General features: G+C 75.0%; 13 protein-coding genes. 8 read left to right on the top strand and 5 right to left on the bottom strand.

The annotated features are described in order from the left end of the window. Positions 1–4: 4 nt before the first annotated feature. From ACZ6NC_RS11660 to ACZ6NC_RS11670, 3 genes are read left to right on the top strand one after another with little or no spacing between them, the layout of a single operon-like run. A complete protein-coding gene (locus tag ACZ6NC_RS11660; RefSeq protein ID WP_465731446.1) occupies positions 5–7,393 on the top strand; it encodes an amino acid adenylation domain-containing protein in 7,389 nt (2,462 codons plus the stop codon). Beyond that, positions 7,386–7,583, top strand: coding sequence for an MbtH family protein (locus tag ACZ6NC_RS11665; protein ID WP_465731447.1), 198 nt, complete (start codon positions 7,386–7,388; stop codon positions 7,581–7,583). Before ACZ6NC_RS11660 ends, ACZ6NC_RS11665 begins: the two co-directional genes overlap by 8 nt. After that, entirely contained in the window at positions 7,580–8,998 is a 1,419-nt protein-coding gene (locus tag ACZ6NC_RS11670; protein WP_465731449.1) for a DHA2 family efflux MFS transporter permease subunit, read from the top strand. The genes ACZ6NC_RS11665 and ACZ6NC_RS11670 overlap by 4 nt, the downstream gene beginning before the upstream one ends. 153 nt (positions 8,999–9,151) lie before the next feature. On the opposite strand, the gene ACZ6NC_RS11675 is transcribed toward ACZ6NC_RS11670, so the two are convergent. Continuing rightward, on the bottom strand, positions 9,152–9,802 hold the full coding sequence (locus ACZ6NC_RS11675) for a hypothetical protein (RefSeq protein ID WP_465731451.1): 651 nt from the start codon (positions 9,800–9,802) through the stop codon (positions 9,152–9,154). A 59-nt stretch (positions 9,803–9,861) separates the two neighbouring features. Continuing rightward, positions 9,862–10,194: a hypothetical protein gene (locus ACZ6NC_RS11680; RefSeq protein WP_465731453.1), complete on the bottom strand. Its 333-nt coding sequence runs from the start codon at positions 10,192–10,194 to the stop codon at positions 9,862–9,864. Positions 10,195–10,457: 263 nt separating this feature from the next. Between ACZ6NC_RS11680 and ACZ6NC_RS11685 the strand changes: the two genes are divergently transcribed. Further along, positions 10,458–11,009, top strand: a complete 552-nt coding sequence (locus ACZ6NC_RS11685) for a hypothetical protein (RefSeq protein ID WP_465731455.1) — start codon at positions 10,458–10,460, stop codon at positions 11,007–11,009. Positions 11,010–11,088: 79 nt separating this feature from the next. Here ACZ6NC_RS11685 and fes read toward each other — a convergent pair whose 3' ends face one another. Both fes and fhuB read right to left on the bottom strand, forming a co-directional pair. Beyond that, positions 11,089–12,261 carry an enterochelin esterase gene (fes, locus tag ACZ6NC_RS11690; RefSeq protein ID WP_465731456.1) on the bottom strand — a complete coding sequence of 391 codons (1,173 nt, stop codon included), beginning with the start codon at positions 12,259–12,261 and terminating at the stop codon, positions 11,089–11,091. Between the two features lie 20 nt (positions 12,262–12,281). Beyond that, positions 12,282–14,444, bottom strand: a complete 2,163-nt coding sequence (gene fhuB / locus ACZ6NC_RS11695; protein WP_465731458.1) for a Fe(3+)-hydroxamate ABC transporter permease FhuB — start codon at positions 14,442–14,444, stop codon at positions 12,282–12,284. 140 nt (positions 14,445–14,584) lie between these two features. Here fhuB and ACZ6NC_RS11700 point away from each other — a divergent pair, with 140 nt between their 5' ends. The 3 genes from ACZ6NC_RS11700 (at position 14,585) to ACZ6NC_RS11710 (ending at position 17,881) form a co-directional block, all read left to right on the top strand. Next, complete coding sequence (locus ACZ6NC_RS11700; RefSeq protein ID WP_465731460.1) at positions 14,585–15,616, top strand: ABC transporter substrate-binding protein; 1,032 nt, start codon at positions 14,585–14,587, stop codon at positions 15,614–15,616. Between the two features lie 105 nt (positions 15,617–15,721). Then, positions 15,722–16,534 (top strand): ABC transporter ATP-binding protein, encoded by an 813-nt coding sequence (locus tag ACZ6NC_RS11705; protein WP_465731462.1) that lies wholly within the window; start codon positions 15,722–15,724, stop codon positions 16,532–16,534. A 180-nt stretch (positions 16,535–16,714) separates the two neighbouring features. After that, positions 16,715–17,881 carry a PQQ-dependent sugar dehydrogenase gene (locus ACZ6NC_RS11710; RefSeq protein WP_465731464.1) on the top strand — a complete coding sequence of 389 codons (1,167 nt, stop codon included), beginning with the start codon at positions 16,715–16,717 and terminating at the stop codon, positions 17,879–17,881. Between the two features lie 80 nt (positions 17,882–17,961). Here ACZ6NC_RS11710 and ACZ6NC_RS11715 read toward each other — a convergent pair whose 3' ends face one another. Further along, positions 17,962–18,708, bottom strand: coding sequence for a TetR/AcrR family transcriptional regulator (locus tag ACZ6NC_RS11715; protein WP_465731466.1), 747 nt, complete (start codon positions 18,706–18,708; stop codon positions 17,962–17,964). A gap of 198 nt (positions 18,709–18,906) precedes the next feature. On the opposite strand from ACZ6NC_RS11715, the gene ACZ6NC_RS11720 reads away from it, so the two are divergent. Continuing rightward, positions 18,907–19,638 (top strand): DUF4386 domain-containing protein, encoded by a 732-nt coding sequence (locus tag ACZ6NC_RS11720; protein WP_465731468.1) that lies wholly within the window; start codon positions 18,907–18,909, stop codon positions 19,636–19,638. Positions 19,639–19,675: the final 37 nt, after the last annotated feature.

Consider the following 19,675-nt stretch of genomic DNA (forward strand, 5'->3'; position numbering starts at 1 on the left):
AACCATGCGTCGCCACCAGGCCGCGTCCGACCCCGCCGCCGTCCCCGCCGTCACCCCGGCCGTCGACGGCGGCCCGCTGCTCGCGACCCAGGCGGCGATCTGGTACGCCCAGGCGCTCGACCCCGACAGCCCGGTCTACAACACCGGCGACGCCGTCGAGATCACCGGCCCGCTCGACGCCGACCTCTTCGAAGGCGCCCTGCGGCAGGCCCTCGACGAGGCGGACGCCCTCACCGCCGTCGTCACCACCGGCGAGGACGGTGCCCCGCGCCAGCGGCTGCGCCCCGGCCACCCCTGGCCGCTGCACCGGCTCGACCTGCGCGCCGCCGCCGACCCGGACGCCGAGGCCGAGGCCTGGATGCGCGCCGACCTCGCCCGCCCGGTCGACCTCGCCGAGGGGCCGCTCTTCACCCAGGCCCTGATCCGCCTCGCCGACGACCGCCACTGGTGGTACCAGCGGGTCCACCACCTGGCCGTCGACGCCTACGCGCTCACCCTGCTCGGCGGCCGGGTCGCCGAGCTGTACACCGCGTACGCCGACGGCGAGCGGCCCACCGCGCGCACCTTCGCCACCCCGGCCGAGGTCGCCGCCGAGGAGGCCGCCTACCGCGAGGGCGCCGACCACGCTGCCGACCGCGAGTTCTGGCGCGAGCGCCTCGCCGGCGCCGGGGCTCCCGCCACCCTGCCCGGCACCCCGTCCGCGACCGCCGAACTCCCGCGCCAGGCCGTCGAGCTGCCCGCGGGAACGCTCGCCCGGTTCGAGCGCGCCGCCGGCGCCGCCCGCGCCACCTGGGCCGAGCTGATCGTCGCCGCCACCGCCGGCTACCTGCACCGTCTCGCCGGCGCCGAGGACGTCGTACTCGGCCTGCCGCTCGCCAACCGCCGCAGCCCGGCCGCCCTGCGCACCCCGGTCGCCACCGCCAACGTCCTGCCGCTTCGCCTCGCCGTCCGCCCGCAGGACACCGCCGCAGAGCTGCTCCGCCGCGTCGTCCTGGAGATCCGCGCCGTCCGCCGCCACCAGCGCTACCCGCTGGAGGACCTCCGCCGTGACCTCGCGCTCACCGGCGAGCGGCGCGCGCTGTTCGGCCCGATGGTCAACATCAAGGCCTTCGAGCGCGACCTCGACCTGGCCGGCCTGCCCGGCACCGTCCGCAACCTCGCCGCCGGCCCGGTCGACGACCTCGCCCTCGCCGTCTCGCCCGGCCCCGACGGCGCCCTGCGCCTCGGCCTGGACGCCCACCCGGACCGCTACGACGCGGCCTCGCTCGCCGCGCACCGGGACGGCCTGCTCCGCTACCTCGACGGGCTCGCCGAGCTGATGCTCACCGACCCGCAGACGCCGATCGCCCGGATCGACCTGCTGGACGCCGACGCCTTGAGCCGCGCCACCGCGGGCCGCGACGAGCCCGCCGTCACCCGCACCCTGCCGGCGCTCCTCGTCGACCAGGCCGCCCGCACCCCGCACGCCGTCGCCCTGCGCAGCGGCGAAACCGCCCTGACCTTTGCGGAGATGGACGCGGCGAGCAACCGGCTCGCCCACCACCTGGCCGCGCACGGCGTCCACGACGGGACGCCCGTGGCGCTCGCCCTGCCGCGCAGCGCCGACACCGTGGTCGCCATGCTCGCCGTGCTCAAGGCCGGCGGCGCCATCCTCTCGCTCGACCTCGCCCACCCCCGGCAGCGGATCGCCGACATCCTGGACGACGCCGAGCCGGTCTGCGCCGTCGGCACCGCCGGGGCCCTCGCCGCCCTGCCCGGCGCCGGAACGCTGCCCGCAGTGGTACTGGACGACCCGGCCGTCCGCGCCGCACTCGCCGTACTGCCGGGGGAGCAGCCCCTCCCCGGGCCCGTCCCCGGCCAGACCGCGTACCTGCTGCACACCTCCGGCTCCACCGGCCGCCCCAAGGGCGTCGTGGTCACCCACGCCTCGCTCGCCAACCTGCACGCCGGCCACGGCGAGGACCACATCGCGCCCGCCGTCCGCCGCACCGGCCGCGAGCGGCTGCGCGTCGCCCACAGCGCTTCCTTCGCCTTCGACGCCTCCTGGGACCCGGTGCTCTGGATGTTCCACGGCCACGAACTGCACCTGCTGGACGACGACACCTACCGCGACCCGGCCGCCCTCGCCGGCTACGTCGCCCGGGAGCGGATCGACTACCTCGACGTCACCCCCTCCTACCTCGAAGTCCTGCTCGCCGAAGGCCTGCTGGACGAGGACCGGCACCGCCCCGCACTGGTGGTGGTCGGCGGCGAGGCCACCCCGGACGCGCTCTGGCAGCGTCTCACCGCCGTCGACGGCCTCACCCCGCTCAACCTCTACGGCCCCACCGAGACCACCGTCGACGCCTACTCGTGGACCCCCGGCCCGGACGGCACCCCCGTCGGCCGGGTGGTCCGCGGCTCCCGCGCCTACGTCCTCGACGGCTCGCTGCGCCCCGCGCCCGACGGCGCCGCCGGCGAACTGTACGTGGCCGGCGCCTGCCTGGCCCGCGGCTACCTCGGCCGCCCCGACCGCACCGCCGAGCGCTTCCTCGCCGACCCGTTCGGCCCGCCCGGCAGCCGGATGTACCGCACCGGCGACCTCGCCCGCCGCCGCGCCGACGGCACCCTGGAGTTCCTCGGCCGCGCCGACGAGCAGGTCAAGATCCGCGGCTTCCGGATCGAGCCCGGCGAGATCGCCGCCGTCCTCGGCGAACTCCCCTCCGTGGCCCAGGCCGTGGTGATCGCCCGCCCGGGCCCGCACGGCAAGCGGCTGCTCGGCTACGCCGTCCCCGCCCCCGGCGCCGCCCTCGACCCGGACGCCCTGCGCGCCGCACTCGCCGAGCGGCTGCCCGAGCACATGGTGCCCGCCGCCGTCCTCGTCCTGGACGAGCTGCCGCGCACCGGAAACGACAAGCTCGACCACCGTGCCCTGCCCGAGCCGGCCGTCGAGGCCCCGGCGGCCGGCAGCGCACCCGCCACCCCACAGGAGGAGATCGTCTGCGGGCTGTTCGCGTCCGTCCTCGGCCTGCCCGAGGCCCCCGGTCGGTCCGACTCCTTCTTCGACCTCGGCGGCCACTCCCTGCTCGCCGGCCGCCTCGCCGCCCGGCTCCGCGAGACGCTCGGCGCCGCCGTCGGCTTCGCCGACGTGTTCCGTCACCCCACCCCGGCCGCGCTCGCCGCCCTGCTGCGCGAGCGCTCCGCCCCCGAGCCCCGCCCGGCCCTGCTGCCCGTCCCGCGAACGGAGCGGCTGCCGCTCTCGCCCGCCCAGCGCGGGCTCTGGTTCCTGCACCGGCTCGAAGGCCCCAGCCCGACCTACAACATCCCGCTCCTCCTCACCCTCACCGGCCCGCTCGACCGCGACGCCCTCGCACTCGCCGTCACCGACCTGGCCGCCCGGCACGAGATCCTGCGCACCGTCTACCGCGAGGGCGCCGACGGCGAGCCGTACCAGCAGGTGCTGGAGCCCGCCGGCGTCCCCCTGCACGGCCCGGACGGCCACGACGGGGGCCCGCTGGCCGACGCCGTCCGGTACGCCTTCGACCTCGCCGCCGAACCTCCCCTGCGCGCAACGCTGTTCGCCGAGGAGGGCGGCGGCCACAGCCTGCTCCTGCTGCTCCACCACATCGCCGGCGACGGCGCCTCCACCACCCCGCTGGCCCGCGACCTGGCCGCCGCCTACGCCGCGCGCCAGGCCGGCCGCGCGCCCGAACCGGCGGCACCGGCGGTCCAGTTCGCCGACCACGTGGCCTGGCAGCGGCAGCTGCTCGGCACCGCCGAGGCGCCCAGCCCGCTCGCCGTCCGCCAACTCGACCACTGGCGCAAGACCCTGGCCGGCCTGCCCGACCAGCTCGACCTGCCCACCGACCGCCCGCGCCCGGCCGTCGCCGGCCACCGGGGCGCCACCGTCCCGTTCACCCTCGACGCGGAGGCCCACTCGGCCCTGGCGGCGCTCGCCCGCACCACCGGCACCAGCGTCTTCATGGCCGTCCAAGCGGGCCTCGCCACCCTGCTCACCCGGCACGGCTGCGGTACCGACGTCCCCGTAGGCACCCCCGTCGCCGGCCGCGACTCCGACGAAACCGCCGCCCTGGTGGGCTACTTCGTCAACTCGGTGGTCCTGCGCACCGACACGTCGGGCGACCCGAGCTTCCGCGACCTGCTCGGCCGGGTCCGCACCGCCGTCCTCGGCGCCCACGACCACGCCGACCTGCCGTTCGACCGGCTGGTCGAGGAGCTCAACCCACCCCGCTCGCTGGCCCGGCACCCGCTGTTCCAGGTCATGCTGGCCTGGCAGAGCGTCCCCGACGAGGAGTTCGCGCTCGGCGGCGGGCTCACCGCCCGGATCGCCGCCGTCCCCTCCGGCACCGCCAAGTTCGACCTGACCCTCAACGCGGGCGAGCTGCGGGAGGGCGGCATCGCGGGCTTCCTGGAATACCGCACCGACCTGTTCGACGCGGCCACCGCCGAGTCCCTCGCCGACCGGCTCGCCCGACTGCTCACCGCCGCCGCCACCGCGCCCGACACCGCGATCGGACTGCTCCCGCTCATCAGCGCCGAGGAGCGGCACCGCGCCCTGGTCGAGTGGAACGGCGCCCCGGCCGGTTCCGCCCGAGGCGGTCCCGCCACGGGTTCTGCTCGTGCCACCGCGGCCCCCGTCACCTCGACTCCTGCCGCCTCAACCCCCGGCGCGACCCTGCCCGAGTTGTTCGAAGCCGCGGCGCTCGCCAACCCTGGCTCGACAGCGGTGAGTTACGACGGCGCCAGCCTCGACTACGCCGAACTCGCCGCCCGCGCCGACCGGCTGGCCCGCCTGCTGGCCGCCCGTGGCATCGGCCCCGGCACCATCGTCGCCCTCGCCCTGCCCCGTTCGCTGGAGCTGGTCGTCGCCCTGCTCGCCGTCGTCAAGTCCGGCGCCGCCTACCTGCCGCTCGACCCCGACTACCCGGCCGACCGGCTCGCCTACATGCTGGCCGACGCCGCGCCCGCCGCACTGCTCACCGACACCGCCACCGCGCCCCGGCTGCCCGCCCACCAGGTGCCGCAACTCCTGGTCGACGGGCCGGAGTCGCCCGCACACCCGGCAACAGGACCGGCGGCCACCCCGCTGGCCCAGCACGAGCGCACCCGGCCACTGCGCGCGGACGACGTCGCGTACGTCATCTACACCTCCGGCTCCACCGGCCGGCCCAAGGGCGTCCCCGTCACCCACCACAACGTGGTCCGGCTGTTCAGCGCCACCGACCACTGGTTCGGCTTCGGCGCGGACGACGTCTGGACGCTCTTCCACTCCTACGCCTTCGACTTCTCGGTCTGGGAGCTGTGGGGCGCCCTGCTGCACGGCGGCCGCCTGGTCGTCGTCCCGCACCTGGTCAGCCGCGACCCGGCAGCCTTCCTCGGCCTCCTCGCCAGCGAGCGGGTCACCGTCCTCAACCAGACCCCGTCCGCCTTCTACCAGCTCAGCGCCGCCGACCGGGAGCGCCCCGGCACCGAACTCGCCCTGCAGTACGTGGTGTTCGGCGGCGAGGCACTCGAACTGGCCCGCCTCGACGACTGGTACGAGCGGCACGCCGACGACGCGCCCACCCTGGTCAACATGTACGGGATCACCGAGACCACCGTGCACGTCTCCCACATCGCCCTCGACCGGGCGAGCGCCGCCGGCACCAGCAGCACCATCGGCGTCAACATCCCCGACCTGCGGGTCTACGTCCTCGACCAGCACCTCCAGCCCGTCCCGCCCGGCGTCACCGGCGAGATGTACGTGGCCGGCGCCGGCCTCGCCCGCGGCTACCTCGGCCGCCCCGCCCTCAGCGCCGAACGCTTCGTCGCCGACCCGTACGCCGAGCTGTTCGGCGAGCGCGGCACCCGGATGTACCGCTCCGGCGACCTCGCCCGCCGCCGCACCGACGGCGTCCTGGAGTACTTCGGCCGCGCCGACCAGCAGGTCAAGATCCGCGGCTTCCGGATCGAACTCGGCGAGATCGAGGCCGTGCTGGCCGCCCACCCGGACGTCGCCGACGCCGCCGTCATCGTCCGCGAGGACGTCCCCGGCGACAAGCGACTGGTCGGCTACGCCGTCCCGGCCCACCCGGTCACGGCGGAGGAGCTGCGCGCCCGGGCCGCCGACGACCTGCCCGTCCACATGGTCCCGTCCGCCGTCATCCTGCTGGACAGGCTCCCGCTCACCGCCAACGGCAAGCTCGACCGCCGCGCCCTGCCCGCCCCCGACGCCCCCGCGAGCGGCGGCGGCCGGCCCCCGCAGAGCCCCCGCGAGCAGCAGCTCTGCGAGCTCTTCGCCGAGGTGCTCGGCCTGCCGGCGGTCGGCGTCGAGGACGACTTCTTCGCCCTCGGCGGCCACTCGCTGCTGGTCGTCCGCCTCGCCGGCCGGATCCGGGCCGTGCTCGGCCTGGAGGTCGGCATCGGCACGCTCTTCCAGGCCCCGACCGTGGCCGCACTGGACGCCGCGCTCCGCGCCGACGCGCCGGGCGCCGACGCGCTCGACGTCCTGCTGCCGCTGCGCCCGGCCGCCCCCGGCAAGCAGGCCCCGTTGTTCGCCGTCCACCCCGCCGGCGGCCTCAGCTGGTGCTACACCGGCCTGATCCGCCACCTCCCCGCCGACGTGCCGATCTACGGCCTCCAGGCCCAGGGCGTCGGCACGGCCACAGCGGACGAGCCGCTCCCGCAGACCCTCGAAGAGCTGGCCGCCCACTACGTCGACCGCCTCCGCGAGGTCCAGCCCGAGGGCCCCTACCGCCTGCTGGGCTGGTCCACCGGCGGCATCATCGCCCACGCCATGGCCGCCCGGCTCCAGGAACTCGGCTGCGCCGTCGAGCTGTTGGCCGTCCTCGACGCCTACCCCGCCGAGGGCTTCCGCGACCTGCCCGTCCCCGACCAGGCCGAGGCCCTCGAAGCCCTGCTCACCATGGGCGGCTACGGCCCCGAGGACCTCGACGGCCGCCCGCTCGAACTCGCCCACGTCACCGAGCTGTTGCGGCGCGAGGGCAGCCCGCTGGCCGGCCTGGGCGACGGCACGGTCGAGGCGCTCAACCGGATCTACCTCAACACCAACCACCTCGTCCGCGGCTACGACCACCGCCGCTTCGACGGCGACGTGCTCTTCTTCCGCGCCACCGTCGACACCATCGACGAAACCCTGGTGCCCGAACTCTGGGCGCCGTACGTCGCCGGCCGGATCGACAACACCGACGTCGCCTGCTCCCACAAGGACATGACCCTGCCCGCCCCCATCGCGCACATCGCGCGCGTGATCGCCGACCGCCTCGTCCACCTCGCAGGCCCCGCACACCTCGCAGGCCCCGCAGCCCCCGCACACCTCGCAGGCCCCGCAGACCCTGCACACCTCGCAGGCCCCGCAGGCCCCGCACACCTGGAGAACGCCACCCATGAGTGACGCGCCCGCCAACCCCTTCGACGGTGACGGCGAGTTCCTCGCCCTCGTCAACGACCAGGGCCAGCACTCGCTCTGGCCGGCCTTCGCGGCCGTCCCGGTCGGCTGGACCGTCGCCCACGGGCCGTGCGCCCGCGCCGCCGCGCTGGACTGGATCACCGCCAACTGGACCGACCTGTGCCCGGTTCGGTGACCCGGGCCGATACCGCGGCCCCCACGGCGCGCCCCCTCCTCACGGGGCGCGCCGCGGTGGTCGTCGTCTACACGGCCGCGATGTGCATGAACGGCCTGGACTCGACCATCGTCAACCCGGCGCTCTTCACCATCGCCGAGGACTTCGGCCGGCCGGTCTCCGCCGCCAACGCGGTGGAGACCGCCTTCCTGGTCGGCCTCGCCGTCGGCCTGCCGGTGGCGGGCTGGCTGGGCGACCGGTTCGGGGTCAAGCGGGTCTTCCTCGGCTCACTGGCCGTCTTCACCCTCGCCTCGGCCCTCTGCGCCGCCGCACCCGGCCTCGGCACGCTCTCCGCCGCCCGGGCCGTGCAGGGCGTGGCCGGCGGGCTGCTCACGCCGGTCGGGATGACCCTGCTGTTCCGCGCCTTCGCGCCGCACGAGCGCGCCGGGCTGGGAAGGGTGCTGATCGTGCCGACCGCGCTGATGCCCGCCCTCGGGCCGCCGCTCGGCGGGTTCCTCACCGAACACCTCTCCTGGCACTGGCTGTTCCTGGTCAACGTGCCGATCGGGGCGGCGGCGGTACTGACCGGCCTGATCGGGCTGCGTGACGAGGGCGAGGAGGCCGCCGGCCGGTTCGACACCGCCGGCTTCCTGCTCGCCACCCCCGGCCTCGGCCTGCTCAGCTACGCGCTCGGCTTCGGCCCGGCGCACGGCTGGTCATCCCCGGCCGTCGCGGTCGGCGGGGTGCTCGGCGTGCTGCTGCTCGGCTTCGCCGTCCGGCACCAGCTGCGCAGCGACGAGCCACTGGTGGACCTCCGGCTGCTCGCCGACCGGGGCTTCGGCGCCGCCGCCTGGCTCGCCCTGCTGACCTCCGCCGGGCTGATGGGCGCCCTCTTCGTCTTCCCGCTGCTCTACCAGGCCGCTCTCGGAGCCTCGGCGCTGGACGCCGGCCTGAGCGTCTTCCCGGAGGCGATCGGCCTGATGGCCGCCTCCCAGGTCGTCGACCGGCTGCTGCCGCGGATCGGCCCGCGCCGCCTCGCCGTACCCGCGCTGCTGCTCGCCGCGCTGGTACTGGCCGCCCTGGCCGTGCCCGGCGTCGGTGAAAACGCCTGGGCGGTACGGGCGTTGATGTTCGGCATCGGCCTGATCCTGGGCACCGCCGTGCTCGCCCTGCAGATCGCCGGCTTCGCCGACGTCCCCCCGCCCGCGATGGGCCGGGCGATGGGCCTCTTCACCATCGTCCGCACCCTCGGCGGCGCCCTGGGCATCGCCGCCACCGCCGCCCTGATCGGCGCCCTCGCCGAGGACGGCACCCACACCGCCGCGCCCGGCCCCTACCGCGCCGCCCTGCTCGCCACGGCGGGCGCGGTCGCCGTCGGCGCCCTGGTCGCGGCCCGTCTCCCGAAGGAGGCTCCGGGGCCGCCGCCGATGGACTGACCGGCGGCGCGGGGCGGTTCGCACCCCGCCAGGCCGTTGCCCGTGGACTGTCGGGGGCCACCCACCCGGCGGTCCACGGGCAGCGGCACCCCCGGCTGCGGCGCACCGGGACGCCGGAGCCCTCGGCCGGGCACGCCGGCCGGGCCGCCACGGTCACCAGGCGTTGCAGTACTGGATGTGCAGGTGGGCGGGTACGTGCCGACGGGTCCGCGCCCGTGCCCAGGGGCCGGAGCTGAGTTCGACGCAGAAGTGCCCCGCGTCCGGGTAGCGGTGCAGGTATGACGGGGCCTGGTCGACGAGGCCGCGGAGCGCGGTGCCGTGCTCGCGGAACGCGGTGGAGCTGCCCACGACGAAGAGGGTGTGGGCGGCGATGTCGAAACCGAGGTGGTCGCGGTACGTCCGGTAGTGCCGACGCTGATGGTCGACGGCGCTCTCGTCGGGGAAGTCCCGGTCCGGGGTGGTTGCGGTGTGGGGTTCGCCGGCACCGAGTCGCGCCCGGACCTGCTTCCACGACGCGGTCGGGAACTGCAGGCTGTGGTGGGCCAGGACGAGGTCCAGCGAGACCGGTTCCCCGTCGCTGACGACGCCGTCGGGGACGGGGTTGGCCCGGATCGGCAGGTAGACCAGCGACCGGGCGGACCGGGCGGCCAGCGCCCACATGGCGGCGAGCCGGTCGGCGCCGTCCCGGTCGGCGTACATCGACAGCCAGTGGCCGTCGTCGCGCAGCGCCAACCGAGCCGGGGCCGGGGCCGACCGGATCACCCGGACTTCGTTGCCGCCCAGCCGCACCTTGTGTATGTGCACCCGCTGTTCCACGTGTCTCCTCGGAGCTCACCCACAGCCTAGGCCGGGCCGCGTCGCCGCTAGGGGACGGCGATCTGCTCGGTCCTGTTCGCCCCGATCACCTCGATGCCCCTGGTCCCCAGGATGCCGTCCAGCGGCAGGGACACCGTGTACGGGGCGGTGGCGGGGAGTCCGATGCCGGGCAGCGAGCCGACGACCTCGATGCCCCAGTACACCGGCCGCTCGACGTAGACCAGTGGCGACAGGCGAACCGTCATGTTGACGTAGGGCATGACCCCGCTGACGACGAGGATGAAGGTGCCCGGAACGATCCCCGGGACGGCCTTCGCCTCGTCGAAGGGGATGATGCGCACGGACTCCGGCGCCGGCAGATCCGCGTAGTTCTCCACCATGATCAGTCCTTTCGTCGCTGTGACGTCACCAGTCACTTCGTCGACGCAGACTAGTGGGTGATCGCCTACGAACTGTGTGTCCAACACGCCCACGGATCCGACGGCGGAACGCCTGGGGTGAGCCACGGATCGTCATCCGGGAAGCCTGGGTGACGACCGGTCGGCATCGGTGGGTCCGGAGAACGAGGCTGACGGTTCCGCCCCAGGTCACGCGCGAGGCCCGCGGCTTTGCGCGGTGATCGACATCGGGGAGACTGTGCGCCGTGACATCGAACCAGACCGGCCGGCTCATCGGCGCTATATTCGGACTCGTCTTCATTCTGGTGAACGCCGGCACCCTGCCCCCGGCCGCCGGTATTCCCTTGCGGATGCTGGCGATTGCCACCTTCCTCTGGCTGTTTCGCGCACTGCGACGCGCCAGTGCGTCGCAGAACGCCGCGGCCTCGACGGCGCCGAAGCTCTTCGGCCGGGGCTACCGCCTCGTGGTGGCCGCCGAGGTGGTGGTCGGCCTGGCGGGCATGATCCTCATCAACGATCTGCTGCACGCCCCGCGCGCCACGGTCGCCTGGATCGCCCTGGTGGTCGGCGTGCACTTCTTCGGGCTTGCGGTCGTCTGGCAGATGCCCTCGGTGCACGGGCTGGCGGCGGCGATGTCCGCCTGCGGTGCTGCCGGCCTGATCCTGGCCGCGTGCGGCGCCTCCGCCGCCGTCATCGCGGCGGTCGCGGGCATCATCCCGGGAGCCCTGCTGCTCGCCTCCACCTGGTGGGGCCTCCGCCCCGAGCCGGAGCGTCAGGAGGCGGCCGACCCGGCGTGAGCCGGGGAAGTCGGTCCAGGTGGCAGGGGAGAAGGCGAGTTGGGGCCGGCCTGGCCCGGGTGTGCGAATCGTCCAAGCCCTACACCGCGCGTCCGGGTGAACCCAGCAGGTGGGCCAGCCCGTCGGCCAGGCCGCCGCGCCAACAGGCGTAGTCGTGACCGCCGTTGAACTCGCGGTACTCGACGTCGTAGTCCCGCGCGACCAGCACGTCCCGCAGGTGGCGGTTCTGCGGGAGCAGCATCCACTCCTGCAGGCCGACCTCCAGGTAGAACCTGGCCGCCCGCCGCGCGCGCGCCGCGAACTGCCGGGTCAGCCACTCGCTGCCCTCGTCGGACTCCGTCTCGTCCGGCCACCAGAACGAGCCCGACTGCGAGAGTGCGTTGCCGAACCGCTCCGGCCGCCGGAACGCCGCGAACGCCGCGGTCAGACCGCCCGCGCTCTGCCCGGCGATCACCGTGCGGTCGGGTGCGAGCGCCGTGCCGTACTCCTCGGCCGCCCAGGGGAGCAGGCGGTCGGCGAGGAAGTCCACGAACGCCGGGTTGCAGCTGAGGTCGTCGGGGCGGCCGGGGCCCATGGTGTGGACGAGGAGGGCGACGGTCGGCGGGATCACCCCGTCCGCCGCGAGGCTGTCGAGGGTGTCGCCGACCGACAGGACGTCGCCCCACATCTCCCCGTCGAGCAGGACCAGCACCGGGTGCGGGCCCCCCGAGGTGTCGGCCGGCAGGTGGACGTCCACCCGCCGCCCGGCCACCTCGGCCGTGACCGTCCGCCCGCGCGGCACGCCGTCCCGCCGCTCCGCGTGCGGCTGGGCGGGCGCGTCGGCCAGGGCGAGCACCGAGGACGGGTGCCGGCCGTCGCGGGCGGGCAGCCGGGGGCCGTGGGCGAGCGGGTCGGGGCGGGCGCCGTCCAGGACGCGGAGCCAGTCGGCGCGCGCGGTGCCGGGCACGGGGCCGCGGACGGGGTACAGCTGGTACGAGGCCCGGTGGTCGGCGCGCAGGCGGTAGGTGCGGGCCCACCCGCCGGCTCGGCGCTCCATCAGGTGGGGCGTGAGGTCCCCCGCGTGCCGGTCCTTGTCGGTGACGGTGTGGAGGAGGGCGAGCACACCGTCGCACGGGTCGGCCGGGTCGTCCCGGTGGACGAAGGTGACCAGCCGGTACGCCGGGTCGTCCGGGTCTGGATCGACCAGCGGCGCGCCCTCGGTGGCCACGCGCGCCCAGAACTCGTCGTCGGACAGGCCAAGTTCACTCTGCATGTCGGTAACTCCTCGAAGAACTAGGCGGGGTTGCCCTTGCGGCCGAGCAACACCCAGAGCAGGAAGGGCCCGCCGAGGACGGTGGTGACGATGCCGACGGGGATCTCGACACCGCCGATCAGCACCCGGCCGAGCGTGTCGGAGAGGACGACGAGCACCGCTCCGGCCAGCGCTGAGCCGAGCACCGGCACCCGCGCCGGCCCGGCGAGCCGTGTGGCGATCACCGGCGCGGCGAGCGCGACGAAGCCGACCGGCCCGCAGACGCCGACGGCGAGCCCGGCCAGCGCGACGGCCAGCAGCAGGCAGGCGAGCCGGACCCGTGCCGGATCGACGCCCAGCGAGGACGCCACGTTGTCGTCGAAGCGCAGCACGGCCAGCCGCCGGGCGACGACCAGTGCCAGTGGCACCAGCACGGCCAGGCCGATCAGCACCGGCGTGGCCACCGCGTAGTCGCGCCCGTTGAGGGAGCCGGACGTCCACACGTACAGCGAACCGGCCGAGTTGAGCGATCGGCGGGCCATCGCCACCTGGATGACCGCCGAGGCGAGCGCCGACATGGCGAGCCCGACGACGAGCACCCGGTATCCGCGCGCGCCGAGCCCGCCGGAGACGAAGGTGACCACCAGGACGGCGGCCAGGGCGCCGAGCGGCCCGGCCCACCAGGCGCCGAACGTGCCAGAGGCGGTGACGGAGAACAGCACGGCCGCCGTGGCGCCGTCGTTGACGCCGAGGAGTTCGGGGGTGGCGAGCCGGTTGCGGGCGAGCGTCTGGGTGAGGCAGCCGGCCAGGCCGAGCGCGGCGCCGGCGGCCAGGCCCGCGACGATCCGGCCGAGCCGGAACTTCTGCACCAGCAGCACGTCCAGCCGGTCGCCGTAGCCGAAGACGGCCCGGAAGGTGCGGCCGAGGTCGAGTTCGCTCTGCCCGGCGTGCGCGGAGAGGACGACGGCGGCGAGCAGGGCGGCGGCGAGGCCCAGCGTGGCCGGTACGGACCGGCGCGGGAGCAGCAAGGAGAGCGCGCCGCGCCGCAGCACCAGGTCGGGTTTGGCGGCCTTGGCCTCCTCGCGTGCGGGGGAGGACTCGGTGGGCGCGGTGTCGGTCATGCCGAGCGCGGCCATCTTCCGGGAGCGGACGATGGCGATCAGCGTGGGTGCGCCGACCAGGGCGACGATCACCGAGACCGGCGCCTCGAACGGCCGGGCCACCACGCGGGCGAGCACGTCGGCGCCGGTCAGCACGGCCGCGCCGACCAGCCCGGCGAGCAGGGTGAGCCGCCCGACCCGGGGGCCGGCGACGGCGCGGGCGAGGAAGCCGGCGAGCAGGCCGAGGAAGGAGATCGGGCCGGCCAGCGCCACTGCCGAGGCGGTGAGCAGGGTGACGGCCACGGCGACCGCCGCGCGCGTCGCGCCGGGCCGGTGGCCGAGGCCGCGGGCGAGGTCGTCGCCGAGTGCGAGCGCGGAGAGCGGCCGGGTGGTGAACGCGGCCACCAGGAAGCCCACGCCGAGGACGGGGGCGAGTTGGCGCAGCGTCGTCCAGCCCTCGACGCCGGCCAGCGAGCCGAGCACCCAGACCCGGTACCGGTCGTACGCCTCGGGGGAGTTGACTATCAGCACGCCGGTGAGGCCGCCGAAGGTGGCGCCGACGGCCGAGCCGCCGAGCACCAGCCGCATCGGCGAGCCGCCGCCCCGGCTGCCGGCGATCAGCAGGACGAGGGTGCTGGCGAGCACGGCGCCGCCGAAGGCGAAGGCGAGGTAGCCGTAGGAGGTCTGCACGCCGAGCACGGCGATGCCGAGGACGACGCCGAGCGAGGCGCCCGCGTTGACGCCGAGCAGGCCGGTCTCGGCGAGCGGATTGCGGGTGACGGACTGGAGTTGGGCCCCGGCCACCCCGAGTGCGGCGCCCACCAGCAGCGCGGTGAGGGTGCGGGGGAGGCGCAGGTCGCCCACGACCAGGGCGAGCCGGCTGTCGCTGCGGGCGCCGCCGCGGTCGATCAGGTAGTCGAGCACCCGGCTGGGGCCGACCTCGCCGGCCCCGACGGAGAGCGAGAGCGCGGTGAGCGCGAGCAGGGCCGCGACGATGCCGCCGACGGTGAGCCAGGTGGTGCGGCGGGCCCGTCCGGGGGGTGGATCTCCGGCGTCGGGGCCGGTGCGGGCCTGCTCGGCGGCACCCACTTGCGACAATGTCATAAGGTAAGGCTAACCTAATGGCTAGGGTGATCGGCGAGCCGCCCGGCTGCGCGCCGCTCGTACCCGCCACTCGTACCCGCCGCTCCTCCGCACCATTCGCCTGCTCCACCCGACTGCAACACCGCTGCCCGGAGGCACACATGTCGACCGACCAGAGCCCGCTCCACCTCGTCCGCCGCCGTGCGGTCCAGGCCCTGGCCGCCACCGGGGCGGCGGCGCTCCTGCTCGCCGGCTGCGGCTCCTCCGGCTCCTCCGACAAGGGCTCCGCCGACAAGGGGGCCTCCTCCGGCAGCCCGGCCGCGGACGCGGCGGGCGGCGCCGGCGGCGGCAAGCGGACCGTCAAGGACGCCACCGGCAAGGCCGTCGAGATCCCCGCCGAGCCCAAGCGGATCGTCACCCTCACCCAGGAGGACCTGGACGCGGTGCTCGCCCTCGGCGTCAAGCCGGTCGGCATCACCAACGGCCAGGGCCTCAACGAGCCGCCGGCGTACCTCAAGGACAAGGTCCAGGGCATCCCGGTGGTCGGCAACCTGCTCCAGCCCGTCATGGACAAGGTGATCGCCGCCAAGCCCGACCTGATCCTGGCCGGCGACATGCAGGACGAGCAGGTGCTCAAGCAGCTGCGCGAGATCACCCCGGCGACGCTGGTCACCATGGCCCCGACCGACGAGTGGAAGCTCTCCTTCCGCGGTATCGGAAACGCCGTCAACAAGCTGGACCAGGCCAACAAGGTCATCGCCGACTACGACGCCAAGGCCGCCAAGACCGGCGGCGAGCTGGGCGCGAACAAGGGTGCCGCCGTCTCCATCGTCCGCTGGAACCCGACCGGGCCGAGCTGGATGGAGAAGAAGCAGTTCGCCAGTGGCGTCGCCCTCGACATGGGCCTGACCCGTCCGAAGGCCCAGGACAAGGACGGCAACGCGCACACCCCGGCGCTCAGCCTGGAGAAGATCAACGAGATCGACGGCGACTGGCTCTTCCTCTCCACCCTCACCGACGACGGCAAGGCCGCGCTGAGGGACGTCCAGTCCAAGCCCGCCTACCAGGAGCTGGGCGCGGTGAAGAACAACCACGCCGTCACCGTGGACGGCTCGGTCTGGTCGACCCGCGGGGGCCCGCTCGCCGCCGACGTGGTCATCGGCGACATCAGCAAGGCCCTCGGCGCGAAGTAGGCGGGTGCTCCGGCGGGTGGTGCCCGCCGTCGCCGTTCCCGACTTCCCGCTCCCGGCTTCCCGCTTCCCGTCATTCGCTGACCGGCCCAACCGGAGGAAACGTCCATGGAGTTGACGGTAGAAGGGCTCACCGCCGGCTACGGCCCCGGGCGCCCGGTGCTCGGCGGCGTCGACCTCACCCTGCCCGCCGGGCAGGTGGTGGCGATCGTCGGCCCGAACGGCTGCGGCAAGTCCACCCTGCTGCGCTCGATCGCCCGGCTCCACCGGCCGGACGCGGGGCGGGTGCTGGTCGGCGGCGAGGACATCTGGCGGCTGCGCCCCCGTCAGGCCGCGCACCGGGTCGCGCTGCTCCCGCAGAGCCCGCAGGCGCCCGAGGCGGTCACCGTCGCCGGGCTGGTCCGCTACGGGCGCCATCCGCACCAGGGCCTGTTCCGCCAGTGGTCGGCGGACGACGAGCGGCTCACCGCCGAGGCGCTGCGGGCCACCGGAGTCGACGCCTTCGCCGACCGCAGGCTGGACCGCCTCTCCGGCGGCCAGCGCCAACGCTGCTGGCTCGCCATGGTGTTGGCACAGGACGCGCCCGTCGTCCTGCTGGACGAGCCCACCAGCGCACTCGACCTCGGGCACGCGGTCGAGGTGCTGGAGCTGGTCCGCGAGGTGGCGGCGGGCGGGCGCACCGTCGTCATGGTCCTGCACGACCTCGCGGCGGCGGCCCGGTACGCGGACCTCGTCGTCGCGATGCGCGACGGCAAGGTGGTCGCCTGCGGGGCGCCGCGCGAGGTGGTGGACGCTCCGCTGGTGCGGGCGCTGTACGACATCGACAGCGACGTGCTGGCGGCGCCCGGCGACGGCGCGCCGGTGATCGTGCCCCGGCCGGGGGCGCGGACGGGCGCCCGGGCGGCCGCGGCCACGTCGTGACGGGGGTGGCCGGCCCCGGCCCGGGCGAGGGGCGGGTGCACCTCCGGACGGACGGCCGGCAGCCGGTCGGGTCCGCCGACGCGGCGCGTGCCGAGGGCTGAGCGGCGGCCGGTGTGGTGAGCTGGTCGCGGCCGTGTCTGCCGCGCGGCAGCTGCACCAGGCTCTCTGGAGGAGACGTCCATGCGCCGTCGTTCTGTGGTCGCCCTGCTGACCGTGCTGTTCGGGTCCGGCGCGGTCGGTGGCTGTTCCTCCGCGGCTCCCGGGGCCTCGAACTCCGCGGCGCCCACGCCGGGCGCGTCCGAGGTGCCGTCGGCCGGCACTCCCACCCTCGCGTCCCCCGCCTCGCCGGCCGCCACGCCGTCGGTGGCGGTCCGGGCGACGGTCGCCGACGGACTGGCATCGCCCTGGGGCCTGGTGGTGCTGCCCGACGGGGACTTCCTGGTCTCCGAACGGGACAACGGGCAGGTCCTCCGCATCGCCGCGAAGGACGGCGGCAAGACCGAGGCCGGCACCGTCCCCGGTGTGGTCCCCGGCGGCGAGGGCGGCCTCCTCGGCCTCGCACTGTCGCCCGGCTACGCCACCGACCACCTGGTCTACGCGTACTTCAGCACCGCCGACGACAACCGCATCGTCCGCTTCCCGTACGACCCGACGCGGCCCGCCGGGCAGCAGCTGGGCGATGTCTCGGTTCTGCTGACGGGTATTCCGCGTGGTCCCCGGCACAACGGCGGCCGGATCGCGTTCGGTCCGGACGGGCTGCTCTACGCGGGCACCGGCGACAGCAGCAACAGCGCGCTCGCCCAGGACAAGGGCTCGCTCGGCGGCAAGATCCTCCGGCTGGCCCCCGACGGCACCCCCGCCCCCGGCAACCCCTTCCCCGGATCGCCCGTCTACTCCTACGGCCACCGCAACGTGCAGGGGCTCACCTGGGATCCCGAAGGCCGCCTCTGGGCCTCGGAGTTCGGTCAGGACAACTGGGACGAGCTGAATCTGATCCACGCCGGCGGCAACTACGGCTGGCCGGTCGTCGAGGGCGTCGGCAACCGGCCCGAGTTCACCGACCCGGTGGCCGAGTGGCGCACCTCCGAGGCGTCCCCGAGCGGCATCGCCTATGCCCAGGGGGCCGTCTGGGTGGCGGCGCTGCGCGGCACCCGGCTCTGGCGCGTCCCGCTCGACGGCGAGCATCTCGCTTCTGCCCCACAGGAGTTCTTCAACGGCGCCTACGGCCGCCTGCGCACGGTCGTCGCCGACCGGGACGGCACCCTGCTGGTGCTCACCGACAACACCGACGGGCGCGGCGACCCCAAGCCGGGGGACGACCGCCTCCTGCGTCTGACGATCCTGTAGGACGTCTGACGATCCCGTAGGACGCCGGGCGGTTCGAGGCGAGGTCGGCTTCAGTCGAGGCCGGCCTCGGGTGAGGTCGGTCAGGCGTGGCCGGCGGAGGACCAGCCCTGCCGGTGGAGCCGGTCGACACCGTCCAGCAGGAGATCGAGCGCGAACTCGAACTCGAACTGGTCGTCGCAGCCCTGGCCCACCACGGTGCCGTCGTCGTGGGGCCGGCTGGTGGCGATCTCGGCGATGTGGGGGTGCCGGACGGCCAGCTCGCGCAGGGCGGCCTCCTGCACCTGCGGGTCGGGGCTCGGCGCGGTGGGCAGCAGTTCCTGCGTGAATCCCCACGCCCGGCTGCCCAGGGCGTGCATCGCGTGGTGGGTGAGGTCCGCCGAGAGGCCGCCGGCCAGGAGCGTTCCGATCAGGGAGTCGAGGTAGCCGAGGACGCCGGGGGTGGGGCTGGTTCGCGACTCGATGACGCGTGCGGCCCACGGGTGCCGCAGCAGTGCATGCCGGGCCGAGAGGATGTGCCGGCGGGCGGTGCTCTTCCACTCGGCGTCGCCGGCCGACGCATCGGCCCTCGCGTCGGCCCTCGCGCCGGTCCTCGGGCCGCTGTCTTCACCGATCTCCCCGATGACGACGTCGACCATCCCGTCGAGGAGCTCCTCCTTGTTCGCCACGTGCTTGTAGAGCGCCATCGGCACGACGCCCAACTCCTGGGCGAGGCTGCGCATGCTCAGCGCCTCGATGCCCGACCGGTCGGCAAGCGCGACGGCCGCGCGCAGCACACGGTCCCGGTTCAGGGTGGTCCGACGCGCGGTGGCGTTCGTCTGCTGGGCCATCTCCTGACCGCCTCTCCTCGGGCTCGGCCCGGACTCCGCTAGGCCCGGACTCCGCTCGGCCCGGACCCTGCTCGGACCGGCCCCGGGCCGATCCTTCCTTGACAGGTGTACGCGGTACACCCTAGCGTCATCGGCGAAGGTGTACGCCGTACACCTCGCGTGCCGGATGCGGCCGACCGTGCCAGTGAAGGAGTCCCGGTGATCCCCTCGAGAAGGCTCGCCACAGTGGCGGGCGTGTGTTACCTGGTCACCCACGCCGCCTCGATCGGCGGGCTGATCCTCTACGGCCCGGTGCTGAGCGACCCTGACTTCGTCGTCGGCCCCGGCCCGGACGGCCGGGTGCTGCTGGGGGCGCTGTTCGAGGTGGTGCTCGCCCTGGCCGTCGTCGGCACGGCGATCGCACTGTTCCCCGTCGTCCGGCGGTACGGCGAAGGTGCCGCGCTCGGCTATCTCGGCCTGCGCACCCTGGAGGCGGCGGTCATCACCGTCGGCATCGTCAGCCTTCTCTCGATCGTGACGCTCCGTCAGAACAGCGGGGCGGGAACGGATCCGGCGGCGGCCCGCACCGTCGGCAGGGCGCTGCTCGCGGTCCACGACTGGACCTTCCTGCTCGGGCCGAACTTCGTGCTGGGCGCCAACACCGTGCTGGTGGCGCATCTGCTCTACCGGTCGGGGCTCGTGCCGCGGTTCATCGCCGTCCTGGGCCTGCTCGGCGGCCCGTTGATCTTCGCCTCGGCGATCGCCGTGCTGTTCGGCCTCTACGGGCAGCTCTCGGCGTGGGGATCGCTGGCCGCCGCCCCGGTGTTCGCCTGGGAACTGGCGCTGGCCTGCCGGCTGATCGTCTGGGGCTTCCGCACGCCGGCCGCCGCCGCGCCCCTGCCGGTGGACGGCAACCCGGAGCCGGTCCCGGCCGGCTTGTCGCGTGTCTGACCGGCAACGCACCGCCGCACCACCGCCGCTACCGGAC

It is taken from the genome of Kitasatospora sp. NPDC041988, from assembly GCF_055588525.1.